Origin of the sequence: Candidatus Rhabdochlamydia porcellionis (genome assembly GCF_015356815.2) — a bacterium.
Taxonomy (GTDB): Bacteria; Chlamydiota; Chlamydiia; order Chlamydiales; family Rhabdochlamydiaceae; genus Rhabdochlamydia; species Rhabdochlamydia porcellionis.
This window is the reverse complement of record NZ_CP075585.1, coordinates 683,318-704,122: the sequence shown is the minus strand read 5'-3', so window position 1 is coordinate 704,122 and position 20,805 is coordinate 683,318. Positions and strand designations below refer to the sequence as shown.

18 protein-coding genes and 1 pseudogene are annotated in these 20,805 nt (G+C 35.6%); 11 read left to right on the top strand and 8 right to left on the bottom strand.

Annotated elements, in window-relative coordinates; all coding sequences use genetic code 11:
* Positions 1 to 4 precede the first annotated feature (4 nt).
* Positions 5 to 1,321, top strand: coding sequence for a hemolysin family protein (locus RHAB15C_RS03210; protein ID WP_194845681.1), 1,317 nt, complete (start codon positions 5 to 7; stop codon positions 1,319 to 1,321).
* Between the two features lie 54 nt (positions 1,322 to 1,375).
* Here RHAB15C_RS03210 and RHAB15C_RS03205 read toward each other — a convergent pair whose 3' ends face one another.
* The gene (locus RHAB15C_RS03205; RefSeq protein WP_194845682.1) at positions 1,376 to 2,299 is read right to left on the bottom strand and encodes a Ulp1 family isopeptidase; all 924 of its coding nucleotides are present in this window, start codon (positions 2,297 to 2,299) and stop codon (positions 1,376 to 1,378) included.
* A 175-nt stretch (positions 2,300 to 2,474) separates the two neighbouring features.
* Between RHAB15C_RS03205 and RHAB15C_RS03200 the strand changes: the two genes are divergently transcribed.
* The 4 genes from RHAB15C_RS03200 to RHAB15C_RS03180 all read left to right on the top strand — a co-directional run bounded on the left by RHAB15C_RS03200 (position 2,475) and on the right by RHAB15C_RS03180 (position 8,652).
* On the top strand, positions 2,475 to 4,388 hold the full coding sequence (locus RHAB15C_RS03200) for a DUF3604 domain-containing protein (protein WP_194845683.1): 1,914 nt from the start codon (positions 2,475 to 2,477) through the stop codon (positions 4,386 to 4,388).
* Positions 4,389 to 4,624: 236 nt separating this feature from the next.
* Positions 4,625 to 4,801 carry a Maf family protein gene (locus tag RHAB15C_RS07440; protein ID WP_194845798.1) on the top strand — a complete coding sequence of 59 codons (177 nt, stop codon included), beginning with the start codon at positions 4,625 to 4,627 and terminating at the stop codon, positions 4,799 to 4,801.
* Complete coding sequence (locus RHAB15C_RS03185) at positions 4,789 to 6,489, top strand: HEAT repeat domain-containing protein (RefSeq protein ID WP_194845684.1); 1,701 nt, start codon at positions 4,789 to 4,791, stop codon at positions 6,487 to 6,489. Before RHAB15C_RS07440 ends, RHAB15C_RS03185 begins: the two co-directional genes overlap by 13 nt.
* A gap of 45 nt (positions 6,490 to 6,534) precedes the next feature.
* Entirely contained in the window at positions 6,535 to 8,652 is a 2,118-nt protein-coding gene (locus RHAB15C_RS03180) for an LPS-assembly protein LptD (RefSeq protein ID WP_194845685.1), read from the top strand.
* Here RHAB15C_RS03180 and def read toward each other — a convergent pair.
* The 3 genes from def to tpiA are packed head-to-tail and all read right to left on the bottom strand — an operon-like array spanning position 8,645 to position 10,226.
* Positions 8,645 to 9,175 carry a peptide deformylase gene (def, locus tag RHAB15C_RS03175; protein WP_194845686.1) on the bottom strand — a complete coding sequence of 177 codons (531 nt, stop codon included), beginning with the start codon at positions 9,173 to 9,175 and terminating at the stop codon, positions 8,645 to 8,647. The two genes, RHAB15C_RS03180 and def, sit on opposite strands and share 8 nt — an antisense overlap.
* A 4-nt stretch (positions 9,176 to 9,179) precedes the next feature.
* Positions 9,180 to 9,467 carry a preprotein translocase subunit SecG gene (gene secG, locus RHAB15C_RS03170; RefSeq protein ID WP_194845687.1) on the bottom strand — a complete coding sequence of 96 codons (288 nt, stop codon included), beginning with the start codon at positions 9,465 to 9,467 and terminating at the stop codon, positions 9,180 to 9,182.
* Between the two features lie 9 nt (positions 9,468 to 9,476).
* Complete coding sequence (gene tpiA, locus RHAB15C_RS03165; protein WP_194845688.1) at positions 9,477 to 10,226, bottom strand: triose-phosphate isomerase; 750 nt, start codon at positions 10,224 to 10,226, stop codon at positions 9,477 to 9,479.
* 624 nt (positions 10,227 to 10,850) lie between these two features.
* Between tpiA and RHAB15C_RS03160 the strand changes: the two genes are divergently transcribed.
* The 6 genes and pseudogenes from RHAB15C_RS03160 to RHAB15C_RS07435 form a co-directional block, all read left to right on the top strand.
* Complete coding sequence (locus RHAB15C_RS03160) at positions 10,851 to 11,624, top strand: hypothetical protein (RefSeq protein WP_194845689.1); 774 nt, start codon at positions 10,851 to 10,853, stop codon at positions 11,622 to 11,624.
* A 46-nt stretch (positions 11,625 to 11,670) separates the two neighbouring features.
* Positions 11,671 to 13,104, top strand: coding sequence for an exodeoxyribonuclease VII large subunit (gene xseA / locus RHAB15C_RS03155; protein ID WP_194845690.1), 1,434 nt, complete (start codon positions 11,671 to 11,673; stop codon positions 13,102 to 13,104).
* Positions 13,101 to 13,364: an exodeoxyribonuclease VII small subunit gene (xseB, locus tag RHAB15C_RS03150; protein ID WP_194845691.1), complete on the top strand. Its 264-nt coding sequence runs from the start codon at positions 13,101 to 13,103 to the stop codon at positions 13,362 to 13,364. Before xseA ends, xseB begins: the two co-directional genes overlap by 4 nt.
* Complete coding sequence (locus tag RHAB15C_RS03145; RefSeq protein WP_194845692.1) at positions 13,361 to 15,265, top strand: 1-deoxy-D-xylulose-5-phosphate synthase; 1,905 nt, start codon at positions 13,361 to 13,363, stop codon at positions 15,263 to 15,265. Before xseB ends, RHAB15C_RS03145 begins: the two co-directional genes overlap by 4 nt.
* Positions 15,262 to 16,098: an NAD(+)/NADH kinase gene (locus RHAB15C_RS03140; RefSeq protein ID WP_194845693.1), complete on the top strand. Its 837-nt coding sequence runs from the start codon at positions 15,262 to 15,264 to the stop codon at positions 16,096 to 16,098. The genes RHAB15C_RS03145 and RHAB15C_RS03140 overlap by 4 nt, the downstream gene beginning before the upstream one ends.
* A 93-nt stretch (positions 16,099 to 16,191) precedes the next feature.
* Positions 16,192 to 16,411: pseudogene (locus tag RHAB15C_RS07435) on the top strand (PD-(D/E)XK nuclease family transposase); the annotation flags it as partial.
* Here RHAB15C_RS07435 and RHAB15C_RS03130 read toward each other — a convergent pair.
* The 4 genes from RHAB15C_RS03130 to gyrA form a co-directional block, all read right to left on the bottom strand.
* Positions 16,408 to 16,653 (bottom strand): IS630 transposase-related protein, encoded by a 246-nt coding sequence (locus RHAB15C_RS03130; RefSeq protein ID WP_194845695.1) that lies wholly within the window; start codon positions 16,651 to 16,653, stop codon positions 16,408 to 16,410. The pseudogene RHAB15C_RS07435 and the gene RHAB15C_RS03130 overlap by 4 nt on opposite strands.
* Positions 16,654 to 16,771: 118 nt before the next feature.
* Positions 16,772 to 17,722: a DNA polymerase III subunit gene (locus RHAB15C_RS03125; protein ID WP_246587620.1), complete on the bottom strand. Its 951-nt coding sequence runs from the start codon at positions 17,720 to 17,722 to the stop codon at positions 16,772 to 16,774.
* Positions 17,697 to 18,332: a dTMP kinase gene (gene tmk, locus RHAB15C_RS03120; protein ID WP_194845697.1), complete on the bottom strand. Its 636-nt coding sequence runs from the start codon at positions 18,330 to 18,332 to the stop codon at positions 17,697 to 17,699. The genes RHAB15C_RS03125 and tmk overlap by 26 nt, the downstream gene beginning before the upstream one ends.
* Complete coding sequence (gene gyrA / locus RHAB15C_RS03115; RefSeq protein WP_194845698.1) at positions 18,333 to 20,795, bottom strand: DNA topoisomerase (ATP-hydrolyzing) subunit A; 2,463 nt, start codon at positions 20,793 to 20,795, stop codon at positions 18,333 to 18,335.
* Between the last annotated feature and the right edge of the window lie 10 nt (positions 20,796 to 20,805).

Here is a 20,805-nt window from a genome sequence, read left to right as displayed (position 1 = left end):
TATTTTGACTACTTTTTACAGTATAATCACTTTTTTATTCTTAATTGGATCCAGTGCTTTAACCGCGGTTTCTGTTGCTCTGCAACAAATGGGAAAACTACAAGTAGAAGATTATTTAAAACAAAAGCATCTCCCTTTATTTTTCCGTTATTTTCTTCGGGTTTTTTTTGGTAAACAAAAGTGGGAAGGCATTCTTTTTTCTTTGAGCTTTACAAAGCACATTCTACGTATTGGGTTTGTTTTAACAGCTTTTTTTCTTTTGATAAAACAAAACATGCTCCACAACAATTTATCTGAAGAACTGCTTTATGATCAAAAAGCGATTGTTTTTATTATCTGTGCAATCATTCTTACTTCACTAACAACAGATTGCCTCTTTAGTTTATTTGGTCGATTTAAATCAAAAAAGACATTATCTATTTTAGCTGCTCCCTGTTCTCTGATTTTATCTCTGTGTATTCCTTTAACAGCTCCTTTTTTTAGATTGATACAATTACTCTCTGTTAAGCTCTCTCAAGACAAAAAAAGCCCTCTTAGTTTTCGACTGAAAGACAAGATTCATGAGCTATTACAAGAAACAGAGTTAGGGGCTTATTTAGACGCAAATGAGCAAAAGTTGATCGGCTCTATTGTATCTTTTAAAGAAAGGATTGTCAGAGAAGTTATGGTCCCCAGAGTCAATCTAGTCAGCTTGCCTTCAACAACCTCTTTAATAGAAGCAGCTAAAATTTTTCTTACAGAAAACTTTAGCCGTATCCCTGTTTATAAAGACACTGTTGACAATATGGTTGGAGTTCTGCTCTACAAAGATATTCTAAAAGTGCATATTGAGCATCAAAATGATGCTAAGTTGCTTTCTTCTTCTATAGAAAAAATCATTAAGCCTGTTCTCTATACACCAGAAACCAAAAAAATTGCTTATTTATTGCAAGAATTTCGCAGTAAACAGATCCATCTTGCCATTGTAGTAGATGAATGGGGAGGAACAGAAGGCATTGTAACCATTGAAGATATTTTAGAAGAGCTGGTAGGAGAAATTGCCGATGAATATGATGTAGGCACAGAAAGCCTTTATACAGCACTACCCAATGCAGAAGGATGGGTTATCAGCGCTAAGATGTCTATTCTTGACATTGAAGCAGAATTAGGTATACGCATTCCTCAAAGTCCTGAATACGATACCATTGGAGGATTTGTAGTGCATCGAGCAGGGGCCATCCCTTCTAAAGGTTGGCGCCTTCATCAAGATAACTTCGACCTAGAGATCTTAAGCTCTACCGAGCGCTCCATCGAGAAGATCAAAATTACTCATTCTCTTTAAGTTTTAAGAAAAAAACTTATTTCCTAGTTCAACTCTAACCTTTTTGGAATCTATCTAAGAAACGATTTGCCCGCTATCTAGCCTACTTTGTAAAGTAGCAGCCATTGTATTTCGTAATTGTTTCCCATTAGAAGAAAGAGAAGTTTCAAAGTAATTAGGATATTTACTTGGAATAAAATCGATATGCATCCTTGCTTGAATAAAATCTAAAGCATGAACACCACAATCCACTTTATTTGATAAAGACTGAGGCCCATTTATATTGCGAATAATTGAAGGTTCTTTATCTGGGAAAATAGATGTGCTAAGCTTTTCTAAAAATGCTTGAGTCGGTATACTCCATTGTTCTAGATTACGGTCTACTAAACGACCAAATATAGAATAAAATTGGTTTCCTTTAGGATCAAAATACTCTATTTGCTCATTTGTCTTATTAATTACCGCCACTACGATATGCTGTTCGCGAAGTAGATTCCCTGCCAATAAGAAAGGCACAAAAATCAATTTAGCATCTTTTGCTTCTGCTTTAATATTTGTCAAAAATTCATTAAGGGTAAATCCTAAATTATGCAGAAGATTCGTATTAAAATGAAAACCAAGATTCTTTTCTGTATTTTTTAAATAATCTAAATAAGCTTCTGCTGAACGAGAACCTAAGCAGCTCGATCCTTTAAACTGATGAATTGCTTGTTCATAAAGCGTTGACTCTTTTGATGCTGTCTCCGCTACTTCGCTAAAGACCTCTTCAAATCCATTCTCACTGCCTTCTAAAAATAGTTTTGAAACAACTTCATTTGTTTTTTGTGTGTCAAATCTTTCATGTTTATTCCAAATAGCTGCTAATTTTTTCCATGCAAAATAGGCTCCAATTACAGTAGGAAGGGATAAAATGGCCACTGCAACCCAACCTAGAGATTGAATGATCCTTAAAGGCTTAAAGATAAATGATTGTTTACTATTAATCGGATTAATTCTCATTTACAACTACCTAATTTAGTTTTTTTAACTAATTATACAATAAACTTGTTTATAATAAATAAAGATTTTTTACTAAGTCTTTTATAGTAAGAAAAATCTTTATTTTTAAGCCTCTTGCTAAAGAATCACCTTATCAGGCACAATATCAGTTCGTTGGATAATATCAGGAGATTTCATGCGTCGATCGATCTGTTATTGCGAGCCTAATCTGGCTTTTGCTGGTCAAGTTTCAAATTGGAATTTTTTTTATACTACTGCTGTAACGTTGCCTAAAGGCACTATTTTAAAATTTAACCTTCTTTCTCAAGGCAGAATTAGCGACTGGCAAATACCTGAGACCGGCTCCAAAGAAAAGAAAAATCGAATTTGGCTACAAATCCCTGAAAGTAAGTCTATTAGTGCTAAAAAAACAGATCAGTCTACTTTTGAGTTCTGTCTGAGCTCTGATCTAAAAGCAGGAGAAACAGCAATCATTACCATGGGAGCTAGTGAAGAGCTCTCAAAAGAGGGAAATCGAGCTCAAACCTTTTTGCAAAGAAAACGGGCTTTTCACCTTTATATTGACCCTAAAGGAAAAGGCGACTGGAAAGAGCCTGAGGTTTTTACTTTAGATGTTAAAGGAAGCTCCTTAGAAAACATCCGTATCATAGCTCCTTCATTGGTTTCTAAAAATAAGCGCTTTGATGTGATTATTCGTTTTGAGGACTGCTATGGAAACTTAACCCATCAGGCACCTGAAGGCACTTTAATTGAACTTTCTTATAAAAATTTGCGCGAGAATTTAAATTGGAAGTTATTTGTCCCAGAAACTGGTTTTATCAATATTCCCAATCTATATTTTGGAGAATCTGGAATCTATAGGATTGAGCTGCGCAATTTAACAACAAAAGAAGTGTTTTATTCATCTCCTATTAAATGCTCTACAGACTCAGATGCAGATAAAAGCATTTTTTGGGGACAGCTACATGGAGAATCCGAGCGATTTGATGCGGGCAATAATATTGAAACCTGTCTTCGCTATCTGCGTGATGAGAAAAACTTTCATTTCTTTGCCTCTTCCTCTTTTGAAAATACAGAAGAAACCTCTAATGACATATGGAAAGTTATTTCTTCACAAATTGCTGAATTTAATGAAGACTTAAGATTTTCTACTTTTCTAGGATTTCAATGGGTAGGAAAACCATTAGAAGAAGGAATTCATCAGCTGATTTACTCTAAAGACAATAAACCCATTTTGCGTAAAAAAGATGCTAAAAACAGCTCTCTGAAAAAGATCTATAAAGCCCATTCCCCTAAAGAGATTTTATCTATTGCTTCCTTTAGTATGGCAAAAGGAATGGAGACAAATTTTAAAGAATTTGACCCTGATTTTGAAAGAGTTGTGGAAATTTACAATTGCTGGGGTTCTTCTGAATGTTTAGGGAGAGAAGGAAACCTCAGGCCTATTACAGCAAAAAACGGTAAAGAGATTGTAGAATCTGAAAAAGGCTCTATCAGACAAGCTCTAAACCGCAACTGTCGTTTTGGTTTTGTAGCAGGTGGCTTAGATGATCGTGGAGTATATAATGGTCTTTATGAAGGCCCACAAGTGCAATACTCTGCTGGGTTAACTGCTATTATAGCAGCAGAACAAACAAGAGAATCTCTCTTTCAGGCACTTTATCAAAGATCTTGCTATGCAACTACCGGGGATAGAATTGTATTAGGATTTTTCATTGCAGGAGCATGCATGGGAAGTGAATTAAACACAAAAATCAAACCCGGCCTGATTTTTAATCGTCATATTACAGGTTTTATAGCAACAACAGAGAACATTACAGAAGTTTTGATTATTCGTAATGGCATTCCATTCAAAATCATTAATCCTAATCAAACAGAATATGAATTTGCTATTGATGATGCCGAATCTATCTCAAAGATCTCTTTACAATCTCCCGATGAGCGTCCTCCCTTTATCTATTACTACCTTAAAGTAACACAAGAAAATGGTCATATTGCATGGAGCTCTCCTATCTGGGTTGATCACACAGAGCTTCTCATTCACAAGGTACCTTCCAAAAAACTTAAGAAAAAAGAAGATACGGGGTAGCCCTGGTTTATAAGAAGCCTTTTATATGTTATATTCTAGCATCAAACTCACCTAGACGCGCAGAAATTTTACGCTATTTTTCTCTTCCTTTTACTCAATGCCCTTTTCATTTTGATGAAAGTATAATCCCTTTAATAAAGATCCTAAGTCTTATGCTAAAAAACTTGCTGAAAAAACCTCTATTTTAAAGGGAAAATCTATAATAAATCTAAGAGAAATCTTATGTTCTTTTTTTAATCCACTTACAGAAAAGTGATCTCTACTTAGATAAAGCAGGTGGATATAGAATTCAAGGATCAAGTAGTATCTTGGTCAATCGAATTATAAGATGTTATTACAATATAATGGAATTACCGATTAATGTAGTAACAGAGCTTCTTTCTAAAATGCAGGTAAATCTATGGCATTGTTAAAAAAAACCTTGAAGTTACTTTTTTTTATATCTTTTATCTATTCTCACCTACAAGCAGAAACTCTGCAAACAAAGGTTAATCCATTACATATTTTCTATCTTGTACAATCTAAAGAACTCTCGCAAGCAATTATCCTCTATCAACAATATAAAGAAGAGTTAGGACGGCATGACTTTGAAACACTACAGCGCATGGCTGAAATGATTTTGGAGCAAGGCGCTAAAAGTTTAGAGAGCGAAGAACAGCTCATTTCTTTATTGGGATTAAAGATTGCTGGAATTCAAACTACAAAAGAAATCTTAGAATCAGGCATTACAAGCAGACATCCAGAAGTGCAACTTGCTACTTTGCAATTAATTGGACAATTACAAGATGATCGATTTGAATCTCTTTTAAATAAAGCCATGTCCTCTGGTTTTTTGTATACAAGACTAGAAGCAGCCTATCAATTAGCCATTAGAAAAACGCGAAATTCCTTAGGACAAGTAGAATCTCTCATGCATAAGCTACCTCCTGAAATGCGCTTTTTTTTCCCTCAATTTTTTGCTTTAGTCGGCTCTTCCGATGCCATTTTATTACTCAAACAACTACTTGATGACCCTATTCAAAAAACACGCATTGAAGCTATTCTACATTCTGCAAAAGCTGGATATGAAGAGTTGCTGCCTAATATTCGTAGAAAAGTCACTCATATTAATCCTGCAGAGCAAGAGGCTTGCTGTTTTGCTCTCGGAGCTTTAAAAGATACACATGCCCTATCTATTTTGCGAAATCTAAGCCTTTCTACCAATGATAATGTGAAGTTAGCAGCTAGCTATTCTTTGTATTTACTAGGAGAAGAAAGTGCTAAGGAAAAAATCTTTTCTTTAGCAAAAAAGAAAAATCTATTTGCCATTGCATTGTTGGGTAAAATTATCGGATCGGAAAAAGCACTGATTTCTTTTTTACAAGAAAATCATCTGCAGATCCGTTTTAATGCTATGTTCTCCCTGCTTGATTTAAAAGATGAGGGTTGCTTACCTTATCTAAAAGAGTTTCTTGTTAGAGATAGTCGTGATTTCGGATTTCAACCTCAAAAGACAATTGGTAATGCCTTTACCGCATGGAAAGTAGTCCCTTCTATGCAACAGCACATGAAATCCTCTTTTTATGATTTAATCGGTCTTTCTTTATATGTAAAAGAAGAAATGTTAAGAAAAGCTATCGAACTATCTCCTGATACGTTTGTAGATTTAGCTAGTTTTCTTCTTGATGCAAGACAACTAGATTTAATTCCTGCTATAAGTTCTTTATTACAAAATCTACAGACTCCTAAGGCAATTGCTTTATTAGAAAAACATGCTCAAAGAGCAAAAATCCCTTTAATTCGCAATTATTGCAATCTTGCATTATTTCAACTCAATAAAAATATGTCTTCTAAGCGGCTCATTCTAGAATGGATTCATTCTCAACAAAATAGGCAAATTATTCAACTTCGTCCCCTCTTGCCAAGAGAGAATTATTTTAAAGACAAAACTGCCTTTGAATTAACTCCCGAAGAAAATTCACAGTTGTTAATTAGCTGCTATCAGGTAATTAGCAATCAGCATACAGAAGAAGGTCTTGATGTTTTACTAAATAGTTTACAGCAAGGACATCAAAAAAATCGACCTTTGATCGCAGGTCTATTGATCCAAACCCTGCAATAGCTTTAAACTGCTAAATTCCATAATGTAACCTTAAAGCAATGATTCATGTATTTTTTGCTGATTTTTTCTCTCTGCTTCTTAAGCGTCCTGGCTACTGAACCAGATTTATCTTGTTTTGAAAGTAGCTGTTCTGAATTAGATGATCTAACTATCGATTTAAAAAACCCTAGTTTTTCTAATGGAGTTCTTTCTACAGAAGAAGGAGGAGTGGCTAAAGCCAGAGGTATACGGATTCAAGCTAAAAAAATGATTTATATCAATAAAACGGAAAATGGAATTTTTATACAAAAAATTCTAGCAGAAGGCGATTTAATGCTAGAACTAGGTAATCGTGTATTTGTAGGATCTCAGTTAGAATACGATTTTATTCACCATAGAGGAACTGTTATCTGTGGCAAAACCTTCGTAGATATGTGGTTTCTAGGAGGAGATAGAATTGAGCTTCTAGAAGATGGAACTTTCTCTATCACAAATGCTTTTGTAACTACATGTGAAAATCAAGACACCGATTGGGATCTACAAGCAAATACAGCTACTATTACAAAAAATCATCTATTATCTGCAAAAAATATTCATTTTCGACTTTTTAAAGTCCCACTTTTCTGGCTCCCTCTATTTAAAAGCAACTTAAAAGCGTTTCAGAACTCTCCCATTCGCTATAAGGTGGTATGGGATAAAATTTTAGGACCAAGGCTAACTACGCGCTATCGATTTTTTTCGTGGAAGGATATAGATTGCTTCTTTCGCTTGGATTATCGAATAAAAAGAGGGTTTGGAGCAGCTTTAGAAACAGAGTATCTCTCTCAAGACAAGCGTACTATTTTTGTTACACGTAGCTACGGAGCTCATGATAAAAGTTTTCCTTATGAAAAAGGCCCTCACAGGTATCGCTTACAGGGTTTATATCATTACTTAAGCGAAGATCAAAAAACACAAGTGCATCTTACTTACGACAAATTAAGCGATTCGCAAATGGTAGGTGATTTTAAAAGTGAAGATTTTGAAATCAATACACAACAGCGCACTCTCTTAACCATTTCTAGAGAATTTAACCAAGCTTTTCTAAATTTCAATCTACAACCACGTATTAATCCCTTTCAAAGTATTGATCAAGAACTCCCTTTTTTCTTTTTTGGTATACGTCCCTTTACTTTAGGCTCTTCTGGAATTATCTCTATTAATAATTTTAATGGAGGATTTCTTGATTACGTATACACTAATCCATTAAGGTTTCAATTAGATGCTTTACACTTATCCGCGCAAACACGTGCAGGTAGAGTGCAAGCTTATCATGAACTCTATCGCCCGTTTTCTATTGGCCCTTTCATGGTAACACCCAATATAGGAGCAACTGGAATTTTTTACAGCAATAACTCCTCTGATCAAGCGGTAATACAGGCTACCGCTTTTTATGGATTAGAAGCTCATACCCGCCTTGTTGCTCCCTACTCTTGTATAAGACATGTGATTGAACCCTATGCACATATACAAGGATATACTCGTCCAGTTTTGGACTTAAATAAACACTTCTATTTTGACATAGATGATGGCTATACTCAGCTCAATCAACTACGTGTTGGTATACGCAATGATTTAATCCAGCCTATTACTTCTTATTTCGCGCCTACTTTTACCAGTGATATTTACACTTATGGTTTTTTTGGGAAACATGCCTTTGATAGAAATTTTCCAAAAGGATATTTATCTCTTGGCTGCAATTTTTCTTCTATTGCTTTAAAAACTACCATTGCAAGAAATTTTGAAAATCAAGTTTGGGATTTTGTCAATATATCTGCGGAATGGACATTAAATGAAGATTTAGCACTTGCTGCAGAATTTCGCCATCGAAGCGCTTTTGACTGGCGCAAAGCCAGCCATAAAAACTTTTTACTAGATGTTGCAAGACCTATCTCGGAGCTTTTAGATACTTCTCTTTCCGATCGGCGCAATACAATTCTATCTCGTGGATACCTTCGCCTTGGCCCTAAGTGGAGTTGCCTTGTCCAAACAAAACATGGATGGGGGAGGAAAAGTGAACCAAGCTATCATGCAGGAAAAATTGATCTTTTCACTATGCTTACCTGTAGCTGGCAATTAAGGCTATCTTATGAACGTTTGCCTAATGACAATCGCTTTACAACTGCTATATCCTTGTTTAAATAGACGGGTGTTCTTTCTTAATCTCTTTAAGAAGAGGTTTGATTTCCTTACGCATTTTTGCATCCAGATGATCGATAAAAAGCACACCGTTAAGGTGATCATTTTCATGAATACGCACACGTGCATTATAACCATCTATTTTTTCTGTAAAAGGATTCCCATTGAGATCTAAAGCTTTTATAACTACAAAATCAGCTCTTGTGATTTTACAGAAAATCTTAGGAATAGAAAGGCATCCTTCTTCTTTTTCTTCTTGATTTTTTCTAGGAAAGGATAACTTTGGATTGATATACACTTTAGGTTCAGATAGCTTCCATTTACTATTTTCTAACTCGATATAATTGCGCAGAACAAACAAACGAATATCATGCCCTACTTGAGGAGCTGCTAAACCAATTCCATCATGTTCGTCCATGATCGCAATCATACTTTGCGTCAGCTGCCTAATTTCATTTGTGATTACAGTAATTGGTTTACAGATCTTTCTTAAAATAGGATCGCCATAATAGCGAAGAGAAACCGACATAAAATCAATGCTGCACTTCTTCAATTACAGTAGGATTTAAAGAGGCTCTGCGACTTAAAGCTCCAGTCCATAGAGACAGTACTACGCATGAAATAATAAAGATAATCCCTAAATAAGCTGTAAACTTCTTTAAAACATCCGCTGTAGATGTACCAAACAAAGAATCTCCAGGGTCTCCTCCAAAAGAAGCTCCTAAACCTAAACTTTTGCTCTCTTGCACTAATACTACAAGACATAAAACAGCGCAGAGCAAGATAAATAAAAAAATCATAAGATAAAAAACAAAAGTCATAAATTTCCTCTAAAAATTAATAATCTGAGCAAATGAGATCACATCTAAAGAAGCCCCTCCAACAAGCGCTCCATCAATATCAGGTTCTACCATTAAACTCGATATATTTTCTGGTTTTACCGACCCCCCATACAATATGGGTAAATCATCGGCGATCCTTTTTCCCATCGAAGTTCGAATATAATTACGTATGAATCCATGCGCTTCTTGTGCTTCATCTTTGGTTGCCGCTTTACCAGTACCAATAGCCCAAACGGGTTCATAAGCAATCACAACTTGTTTTACTTCCTCTTCATTTAAAGCCATTAAACACTCTTCAAGCTGAGTTCCCAAAGTAACCTCTACCAGACCTCCTTCCCTTTCTTGAAGTGTCTCTCCTACACATAAAATGGGTATAAGTTTCTCTTTAAGAGCAGTTTTAATCTTGCGGTTTATCAATAGATTGCTTTCTTGAAAATACTCCCTTCGCTCCGAGTGACCAATGAGAGAAAACTTCGCTCCACATTCCTTGACCATTTTTGCAGAGATCTCCCCTGTAAATGCACCTTCTATTTGATCATGGATATTCTGAGCACCGATCACAATAGAGCTATTACCCGCAGTCTTCACAGACACTGGAATCGCAGGATAAGAAGGAGCTATAAAAATGCGTCTTTTTGAAGATGCAATCAAAGGAATCAAGTTATTGATAAAATCTTTTGCTTCTTTAACAGATTTATACATCTTCCAATTTGCAACAATAAGGGGTACGCGCGACATAGAGTTTAAACCAACTTAAAGATTTTAATAGCTGTGATTTTAATCGATTTTAGAACTGAAAGCAAGTTTAAAGAACAGAACCGTTTAACCTCAATCTTAATTTAAAGATATATCACTTTGTATTTTGCAATCAATAAAAAATTAATTTAATTAATAGTAATTTAAAGTAAAGTTGAATGTTATTATTTTACATAATCATATAATATGAGGATTTATATGATTTTCAAAACAATTTTTTTTCCAATATGGCAGGAAAATCATCACTATTAGCAAGTTCTTCCTCAGGAAATATAGGAAGTTTTCATCCATATACCACGAATAAAGTAAGTGGTTTTGTATGGAATTTTTTTTCTAAGATAATGAGATTTAAGTCTTTTAGTTTTCGAATACCTACAAATCTCATGAATCAATTTCAGCAAAGTGCAGATTTTTATAAGAGATTCCCTCAATTATGCCCTACATTTAATGATTCTGGGTCAATCTATAATATGGTAAAGCTAATTAAGCCTATCTATTAAGCGTTTAAGGGCTTTTCTAAAAGCCTCTTTTCTATAAAATTATTGATTCATATCATTTTAATAACTAAAATGCTTTTCACTCAAAAAACATAAAGCAAGGTAAACTATGACCTCTATATTACAAACTGCGACCTCTGTAATACGAGCAGAATTGGCCTTTAATTCACTTTGCCGTGAAATGGCAAAAGATAATATATCGTTGGCATATAACTACATAAAAAGTGCTGTAACAGGCGTCTCTACTCATCTTATTAATGGTTCTACAGCTTCTATTTCTTTGAAAAACAGATGCATTAACCTCATTAAAGCGCCTCTTTTACTACTAAGAGCCCCTTTATTATGTCTACCATTAACAAATAGAGTGACTCAACTAGCTCTATGTTTTCTATTTTCACAAAAACCCGCTGATTTTGCCTCTCCTTTTCATCTTACAAACGCTGAGTTAATGGTTAGATATAATAGAAACACACCCATTACATTTGTAGCAGAAAAACCCTTAGAAAAAAATATTTTGAAAAACAAAGAATTCAATCCATCAATGCTCACCAACAATACATATGTCAAATTATCCCCTCCTTTATCTATTGATCTTATAAACTCTCTTGAGTTTAAAGAGGATGAAATAAAAGTCAGATATAGTGAAGATACGCGTCGTATATTTATGGAAGACTATTTCAAAGATAAAATTGCTCAAAAAGAAAAAATTACTAAATCAGATTTAGATTTATCAAAAGAAGAACAGGCGATTTTCATAGGTAAACTTGGATTTACATATTCAGATTGTAATAATATTTTTTTAAAATATTTAATGCAGTTTCCAAAAACAAAATATAGTATTAGCCTAAAAAAAGAAATAAACCAATATAAAAAGCTCTCTTAAACTAATCATCTAAAAAAGCCATGCTTTTTAAGACTCTTTTGAAGAATTGATCCATTGTTGTATTCTTCAGGCTATGGAAGAGATCTTTACCGTTTCTACGCTCACCTTGGCTATTAAACACACTTTAGAATTAAATTTTTTTTCTGTGTGTATTAAGGGGGAAATTAGCAATTTCAAAGCTCAATCCTCCGGGCATTTGTATTTCACTTTGAAGGATTCAGAAGCACAAATTTCTTGTGTTTTATTTCGTTCTAACACTAAATTTTTAACCCGTCTTCCGCAAAATGGAGATCAGGTGATCGTTCAAGGAGAGCTGAGCGTATATCCTCCTAGAGGTAATTATCAGATTATTGCTCGTAGTTTAAATTACATGGGAATAGGCGAGCTTTTGATAAAATGGCACCAACTGAAAACCAAGTTAGAGCAGTTGGGCTTTTTTGAAAGGGAAAAGAAAAAGCCTTTGCCTAAATATCCTAAGAAGGTTGGAGTTGTTACCTCTGCAACAGGAGCTGTTATTCAAGATATTTTACAAATACTCAAAAGAAGAGCTCCTGGTTTATCTATCCTGTTAAATCCTGTCACTGTACAAGGAGAGATAGCTGCAAAAGAGATTGCTCAAGCTATTAAAGACTTTAATAAACACCAGCTAGCCGATGTTCTGATTGTAGGAAGAGGCGGTGGTAGTTTAGAGGATCTTTGGGCCTTCAATGAAGAGAGCGTAGCTTGCGCTATTTACCATTCTAAGATTCCGATCATCTCTGCAGTTGGCCATGAAACAGATACCTGTATCTCTGATTTTGTAGCAGATCAAAGAGCTCCTACTCCATCTGCTGCGGCTGAACTTGTAACAGTTGGGAGCGCCCAACAGATTACTTATCTTCACACATCCTATATGCAATTAAAGAATGCAATAACTAGCCATCTTAAGAGATGTACAGAGAAAGTGCATTTTGTTTCAAATCATCCTTTCATTAAAAACCCTCATGCTTTTTTGGAACCCCACTTTCAACGTGTAGATAATTATGTAACAGATACGAACCGTTCTTTTACTCAAATCATCCAAAAAAAAAGATGGCAACTCTCTTTATTAACATCCAAGCTACATCACTTAAGACCTAGTTATCAATTACAAGAAATAAAACAGAAAATAGCAGCTATTGACACTCTGCTTCAACAAACCATTTTACATAAACTCTATGAGTATAAAAGTAAATTATCTTCTTTGTTTTGTTATAAAAAAATAGATTTAAGACAAAATCAGTTAATTTACGAAAAAAAAACCTCTCTTACCAAAGTGATTGCTTTATTACAAGCTGCTGACCCTAAATACTTATTAACAAAAGGGTATGGCATTCTCTTTCATGAAAAAAACGATTCGGTTATTCTCTCTACAAAGGAAGTAATTCCTAATCAACAAGTCCGCCTAATGTTACAAGATGGGCAATTAGGTTTAACTATACATACCATTAAATCTCTATGAAAGATACCTCATTTGAAAATTCATATTTGCGTTTAGAAGAAATTTTAGAACAGATGAATTCTAAAAAAGTTTCCTTAGAAGAGTCCTTAGCTCTTTATAAAGAGGCTGATTGCTTAATCAGTTCTTGTAATGAAAAGTTAAAAAAAGCAGAGCAAGAGGTGGAAATATTAATCAAAAACCGAGAAGGCGGTTTAGTAATAGATCAAGAGGGGAAACCAAAAACAGCTCCTTTTTTACACACTAACGAGCATCTCTCATGAGCTATCCTTTGTTAAGTCAGATTTCTTCCCCAGACAAAATTAAACATTTTTCTTTAGATTCCCTTAAATTATTAGCTATAGAAATCAGGCAAAAGATTATTGATGTGATGGCTGTTAACGGAGGACATCTAGCATCTAATCTAGGAATTGTTGAACTCATGATCGCTCTTCATTATGTGTTTAATTCCCCTAGCGATAAATTTGTTTTTGATGTAAGTCATCAATCCTATCCTCATAAGCTTTTAACAGGACGCTATCATAGATTTGATCAGGTACGTAAGTTTAAAGGGTTATGCGGCTTTTGCAATCCTAAAGAATCCAAACACGACCATTTTTATGCAGGTCATGCAGGCACTGCTTTATCTCTTGGTTTAGGCGTTGCAAAAAATCGCGATGTAAATAAGCGCAAAGAGCACGTTCTTCCTATAATAGGCGATGCTACTCTCACCTGTGGCCTTACATTAGAAGCTCTTAACAATATACCTAGGGATTTAAAAGATTTCATCGTGGTTTTAAATGATAATGAAATGTCGATCTCAGAGAATGTAGGAGCAATGAAGTATATTCTGAGTAGGTTTTTTAACCACCCTCGTTCTAATAAAATCTATCATGAAGTAGAATCTTTACTATCTAAATTTCCTGGCTTAGGCGCACAACTTGCCAAACAAGGACATAAACTTAAAGAATCCTTAAAAAATCTCTTTAGCACAGCTCCTTTTTTTGAACAGTTTCACCTTGATTATGTAGGCCCTGTTGATGGGCATGACATTAACAAACTCATCTCGGTCCTTGAAGCGCTTAAAAACAATCCACACCCTGTTTTATTGCATATATTAACGGTAAAAGGCCAAGGCATGCAAACCGCTACTTTGAATCCTGTTTCTTGGCATGGCTGTAAACCTTTTGATAAAGAAACCGAAAAGTTTTTAACTACACCTTCTCAAGTTAGTTTTCCTCAAGTATTTGGAAAACATATCCTTGAAATGGCTAAAAACGATCCAAGTTTAATTGCAGTAACCCCAGCTATGCCAACTGGCTCTTGTTTACAAGAGTTCATGAAAATCTTCCCTGAAAGATGCTTGGATGTAGGTATTGCAGAAGGACATGCTGTTACTTTTTGCGGAGGGATAGCTTATGGAAAAAAAATGAAAGTTGTTTGTTCCATCTACGCAACTTTTTTACAAAGAGCTTTTGATAACCTATTTCACGATGTTTGTCTCCAAGAGCTTCCTATTGTCTTTGCTATCGATAGGGCTGGTATTTCAGGACCAGATGGGTCAACGCACCACGGTATTTATGATATCTCCTTTCTCAACGCTATGCCTAACATGGTGATTTGCCAACCTCGTAATGCTCAGTTATTAAAAGAACTGCTCGAAAGTTCTTTTTCTTGGGGCCTGCCAACAGCTATACGCTATCCAAACATGGCAACAGAAGAAACAGATGCTGCTTTAAAGGTTCGTCCTCTTGGAATTGGCGAAATAGTAGTTACCGGTAGTAAGTTAGCTATTATTGCAGTAGGACATATGTGTTATACCGCTATAAAAGTGCGCGAGATCCTTTTGCCTGATGGCATTGATGCAACTATAGTTGATCCTGTTTTTTTAAAACCACTCGACCAAGATCTTTTATACTCCATTTTAGCTAAACACACTTATATTGTTACCTTGGAAGAACACAGTATGAGTGGAGGGTTTGCTTCTATCTTTAATCAATTTATTATACGTAATAAATTCTATCAATCACAAGTGCTCAATCTAGGAATCCCTGAAGCATTTATCGAGCAAGGAAGCTATCAAGATTTGATGCAAAGCTTAAATCTATCCCCTAAAGCGATCGCAGAACAAATTAAAAAAGAATTTTTTTCTTTTTCCGAACAATTAAACCCTTCCTTTATATGATTATTGCTCTTTTCCCTAATATCCATAAACAACTCTCTAAAGATCTAGCAATCGATATTAGAGAGTTCTTAAATAGCCAGAATATCACTGTGGTTGCAGAAGATGAAAAAGCACAAATTATCGGCGCCATTCCTTTTTCAGAAATAGATCTAACAACAATTTCCTTTATGATTTCCATGGGTGGTGACGGCAGCATATTAAAATTGGTTCATAAATATACACACCTTGATATTCCAGTTTTGGGGATTAATTTGGGACATTTGGGATTTATGGCAGATGTACCGATTTCAGATCTTTATCCCAGTTTACAAGACTTAATTAAGGGCTCTTTCCAAGTACATAAACGAGTCGTCATTGAAGGAAAAGCAAGTCACAAGGAGTGCTTTGCCGTAAATGATATTGTTATACATAGAGGAAGCAATCGCTGCTTAGTAAAAATCGCTATTCATATAGACGGGATATATTTAAATACTTTTGAAGCCGATGGAATCATTATAGCTACTCCAAACGGTTCTACAGCTTATTCTTTATCAGCGGGTGGTCCTATCATTAGCCCTGATCTAGAAGCTTTGGTTTTAACTCCTATCTGCCCCCATACCATTTCAAATTGCCCAATTGTCCTTGCTGCCAATCAAAAGATCCAAATCGAATACTTAAGCAAGTACGCCCCTATTGAAATACATGCAGACGGACTCAATTACTATGAATTAAAAAAATCAGAAATTTTTGAGATCACAAGAAGCAAAAAAAACTTCAAGCTGATAAGTCTTCCAAGAAGAGATTACTTCTCCACACTACGCACTAAACTTGGATGGTCGGGTAAGCTTCGTTAATTATCCTTATCCAGGCAAAATGAATAAATGTATAAAAGTGCCTTATTGTACAATGCATGTATTGGCAGTAGATAAGATTAAGGCACTTAAAATATAACAATTGCAAAATATTTAAATCCAAAAAATGATGTAGCCTTTAAGAAGATCTTTGGTTCAGAAAAAAAATAAAGATATCTTGATTCACTTCTTAAATGACATCATTGGTTTTTTTAAAAAAAGCAATATTGTAGAGATAGATTTTTTACCTACGTTTTTAATCCCTAACAGCAATGCTCAAAAAATAAGCATCATTGACGTTTTATGCAAAGATCAGATAACTACACATTTGTAAAAAAGATTGATCAATAGCTTCTGCAAGGTTAGCTTTTCTCCTTCAATTTTATTAGGACGTCTTTTTCTTGTTTTATTAGGAGCTAAGCGCCTTTGTTCTTTTCTCTTGATCCAATTAAATATGCTACGCGCCGTCACTCCAAAGATTTGACTTGCTTCTTCTTTTGAATTGCCTTTCTCTATATAGTCTAATGCTTTTTTTCTTAAATCATAGGAATATGCCATGTAAGTATCATACTTCTTTGTTGTGAAAGTTTAAAGTTAAATTTATATACCATTCATAATAGTAGCTCGAATAAGCTTAGAAGATGCAATTTTGGATTGTAAGCAAGTCTAAAAGCTACTAGATCTCTGCTAATTGTAACAACATATTCTCTATGGCAATAGATAGCTTAATATTGCGCTGTAGCGCTGTTTGAGCTTGTATAAATGCTTCTAATATTTTCTCTAGAGTAGGCAGTGGTTCTTCAGATTTTTTAACTAATAGCTGCATATGATTGCTATGGTAAAATTCAGATGCTTGGTGCTTAAACGCATGCAGGTCTCTATACCACTCTAAGATTTCTTCTAAGATCATCTCTGCGTTTATGTCTTCTAGCAAAGTATCTACACCTGCCATAATCTGGATAAATGGACTATAGTCTTGAGGGAGGTTTAGACTAAAGAGTTCGGTTAAAAACCTCTGCAGTTTTTCTGATTGTATCTCTTGTAACCATTTGGCTTTGGCTAAAGAACCTTGAGATCTATCCGCTATATTCCTAGCCTCTTCTTTTGTTAGAGTTGTATGCTCTTGCAGAAAGGAGACAATCAAATCAGAGGGAATGGGAAAAAACCGTACTTTATAACAACGCGAGGTAACCGTTTCGAGTAATTTCTCTATCTCATCGGTCAATAAAATAAAATAGGTATCAGAATTTGCCTCTTCTAATGTTTTTAAAAGAGCATTACTGCAAATAGCAGAGAGCTTATCAGCTTCATGGATTATAAATATCTTAACTTTTGCTTCAAAAGGAGGCAGTGAAACCATTTGCACTAAAGAACGCACTTGTTCAATCGAATACATTCCACTTCTTCCTTCAGGATATAACAGTATTAAATCGGGATGGATTTGCTTCCGAATTTTTTCGATATGGGAGCTTCCCATTAACCCTTCTGCCACTTCTTTTGCTAGAATACTTTTACCCACTCCATTTTGTCCATGAAACAAAAGAGCATGCGGAACAGCTTGATTGGATAGCATACGCGTAATGATCTGCGCTGCTGCTTGATTACCGGTGAGCTTCGAGGAATTCATCAAGGTGCCGCTTTGCTATTTCAAACACTTCACTTGGATCTAACGAAGCGTCTAATATGATAAATCGTTTGGGATTCTTTTCTATAAGAATATGGAATGCTTGTCTAATTTTTCTATGAAATGCGATACTTTCTGCTTCAATGCGATCTCTATCTTTCATCCGATCTACACGCTTTAGAGCTAGCTCTGGGTCTAGATCTAAATAAAAAGTTAAATGAACGGGCACGTGTAATGAAGAAAATGCGCAGAGATCTTCAACCTGCTTTTCTTCTTGCTGTCTACCAGCTGCTTGGTAGACAATGGTGGAATCATTAAATCGATCGCATAAAACAATTTTTTTCTGTTTTAAAGCAGGAAGTATCAGTTCATCTACATGTTGAGAGCGGTCTGCAAGAAAGAGAAATAATTCACACAGTGAAGACATTTTATCTTGGTGTCGATTCAATAAAATTTCTCGAATCAACTGCCCAATTTTAGTACCTCCTGGAGCACGGGTCTTAATTACATCTTGCCTACTATTTTTCAAGTATTGGTAGAGAGCATCAATAAGAGTTGTTTTACCTACACCTTCTCCTCCTTCAAAAGTAATTAGATGCCCTTTACCTTGCATCTATTTTGAAACCTCGTTGGCAGCTTCTTCAATATGTTCAATTTTTTGGATGGCTACTAAATGATCTTGTCCGTGCAAATTAACCAGACGAACACCTTGAGTAGATCGTCCCATTACTCGCACATCTTTCATATTAATACGCAAGGTTTGTCCAGTATTCGACATCATAACCACACTATCCTGATCAGTAACAGACACAGCTCCAATTACAGGGCCGTTACGATCGCTTGTAATAATAGAGCGCACACCTACACCCCCTCGGTTAGTCTGTCTAAAATCATTAACCTTTGAGCGTTTCCCAAAACCTTTAGAGCAAACAACAAGCAGGTTTTGATCACCAGAAACAGCTTCACAAGAAACAACGGCATCTTCTTTATTGCGTAAAAGAGCACCCCTGACCCCTCGTGCTACGCGACCCATTGCACGTACCTGTGTTTGATCAAAGCGAACAGCCATTCCATTTTTTGTAAATAGCATGATCTGTTCTCCTTCTTTCGTTAAACGAGCTGCAATTACTTCATCTCCCTCATCGATATTGATTGCATAAACCCCTTTACGACGAGGAGAGCTAAAAGCTGTGAGCTCTGTTTTCTTTACAACTCCTTGTTTTGTTGCTAAAAAGATATAATGATCTTCCTCAAACTTTTTCACTTTTAAGACAGTAGCAATTTTTTCATAAGGACGTATGTCTTCTAAAAGATTAACTAAAGGCTTCCCTTTAGACCTTCTTCCTGCTTCTGGAATTTCCCATACTTTTAACCAGTAGCATCTACCAAAGTTGGTGAAAATCAATAGATAATCGTGGGTAGAGGCAACATAGACATCTTTTAAAACATCATTTTCTTTTTTCATCTCCATACCAATCACACCTTGACCTCCGCGACGTTGCTCACGGAAGGTGTCTATTGGCATACGTTTGATATAGTCATCTTCTGAAATAGTAATAATCACTGGCAAATCAGGGATGAGATCTTCAATATTAAACTCCCCCTCCGCTGCAATGATTTTTGTTTTTCGGTCGGAATTATGATGCTTTTTAAGATCTAAAAGCTCTTCTTTAATGATCCCTCGTACCAGTGTTTCACTAGCTAATACAGCAAGAAAATGAGAAATTTTATCTAGCAACTGGTTGTATTCAGATTCAATTTTTTCTCTTTCTAATCCAGTTAGTTGATACAAGCGCAACTCTAGAACAGCGGATGCTTGTCTTTCGCTCAATTCATAATCTGTCATTAATTGACGCTTAGCTGCTTCTTTGTTATCAGAAGAGCGAATAAGCTTAACTATCGCATCTAAATTATCTAGAGCTTTTAAATAGCCTTCTAAAACATGAGCACGAGCCTGTGCTTTTGCAAGCTCGAATCTGGTGCGTCGACGAACTACATCAATTCGATGCTCAATCCAAGCAGCAATAAACTGCTTGATATTCATTGTTCTTGGTAAACCTTTATCAAGAGCTAACATATTACAGCCAAAGGTTACCTGCAGGTCGGTAAACTTATATAACTGATTAATCGTAACGTCAGGGATCTCACTACGTTTAAGTTCTAAAACAATCCGCATTCCATCTTTATCAGACTCATCTCGTAAATCACTAATTCCAGTAATGGTCTTAGCATTTACAAGGTCGGCTATTTTTAGAATGAGATCTGATTTGCTTATACTATAAGGAATCTCATCTATAACAAGCTTCTGCTTATCAGACTCACCATCTTCAATGTGAATGACTCCTCGCAGAGTAATTTTTCCACGGCCTGTATGATAAGCTTCTTTAATTCCTCGATACCCACAAATGATTCCACCGGTTGGGAAATCCGGTGCAGGCATTACCATCATAATTTCTTCAATTGTCGTTTGTGGCTCATCGATGACTAATAAAGTTGCTGTGATTAATTCAGCTAAATTATGCGGTGGAATATTGGTTGCCATTCCCACAGCGATTCCAGAAGATCCATTTGCTAATAAATTAGGAAATTTAGCAGGAAATACAGTCGGCTCTACTCTGGTTTCATCGTAGTTGGGGATTAAATCAACCGTATCTTTATCCAAATCTTCCATTAAAGCCGTAGAAGCATGGGTAAGACGCGCTTCTGTATAACGCATGGCGGCTGGAGGATCACCATCTACTGAACCAAAGTTTCCTTGCCCATCGATTAAACGATAGCGCATAGACCAGCTCTGTGCCATACGAACAAGAGTAGGGTAGATTACTCCTTCTCCATGAGGATGGTAATCTCCAGAGGTATCTCCTGCAATTTTAGCACATTTACGATGCTTAGAAGTAGGATTTAAAGATAGCTGTCGCATTGCATACAAAATACGCCTTTGAGAGGGTTTTAGCCCATCGCGCACATCGGGAAGCGCCCTAGCAATAATCACCGACATCGAGTAGCGAATATAGCTCTCTTTCACCTCTTCTTCAATATTACGGGAAGTAACAATTTCATCTTTAGTATAGGACATGGATGGTTAA

Coding starts and splice junctions, on each gene's coding strand:
- RHAB15C_RS03205 (WP_194845682.1), bottom strand. CDS start 2,299: ATGAGAATTAATCCGATTAATAGTAAACAATCATTTATCTTTAAGCCT.
- RHAB15C_RS03200 (WP_194845683.1), top strand. CDS start 2,475: ATGCGTCGATCGATCTGTTATTGCGAGCCTAATCTGGCTTTTGCTGGT.
- RHAB15C_RS03185 (WP_194845684.1), top strand. CDS start 4,789: ATGGCATTGTTAAAAAAAACCTTGAAGTTACTTTTTTTTATATCTTTT.
- RHAB15C_RS03180 (WP_194845685.1), top strand. CDS start 6,535: ATGTATTTTTTGCTGATTTTTTCTCTCTGCTTCTTAAGCGTCCTGGCT.
- def (WP_194845686.1), bottom strand. CDS start 9,175: ATGTCGGTTTCTCTTCGCTATTATGGCGATCCTATTTTAAGAAAGATC.
- secG (WP_194845687.1), bottom strand. CDS start 9,467: ATGACTTTTGTTTTTTATCTTATGATTTTTTTATTTATCTTGCTCTGC.
- tpiA (WP_194845688.1), bottom strand. CDS start 10,226: ATGTCGCGCGTACCCCTTATTGTTGCAAATTGGAAGATGTATAAATCT.
- RHAB15C_RS03160 (WP_194845689.1), top strand. CDS start 10,851: ATGACCTCTATATTACAAACTGCGACCTCTGTAATACGAGCAGAATTG.
- xseB (WP_194845691.1), top strand. CDS start 13,101: ATGAAAGATACCTCATTTGAAAATTCATATTTGCGTTTAGAAGAAATT.
- RHAB15C_RS03145 (WP_194845692.1), top strand. CDS start 13,361: ATGAGCTATCCTTTGTTAAGTCAGATTTCTTCCCCAGACAAAATTAAA.
- RHAB15C_RS03140 (WP_194845693.1), top strand. CDS start 15,262: ATGATTATTGCTCTTTTCCCTAATATCCATAAACAACTCTCTAAAGAT.
- RHAB15C_RS03130 (WP_194845695.1), bottom strand. CDS start 16,653: ATGGCATATTCCTATGATTTAAGAAAAAAAGCATTAGACTATATAGAG.
- RHAB15C_RS03125 (WP_246587620.1), bottom strand. CDS start 17,722: ATGAATTCCTCGAAGCTCACCGGTAATCAAGCAGCAGCGCAGATCATT.
- tmk (WP_194845697.1), bottom strand. CDS start 18,332: ATGCAAGGTAAAGGGCATCTAATTACTTTTGAAGGAGGAGAAGGTGTA.
- gyrA (WP_194845698.1), bottom strand. CDS start 20,795: ATGTCCTATACTAAAGATGAAATTGTTACTTCCCGTAATATTGAAGAA.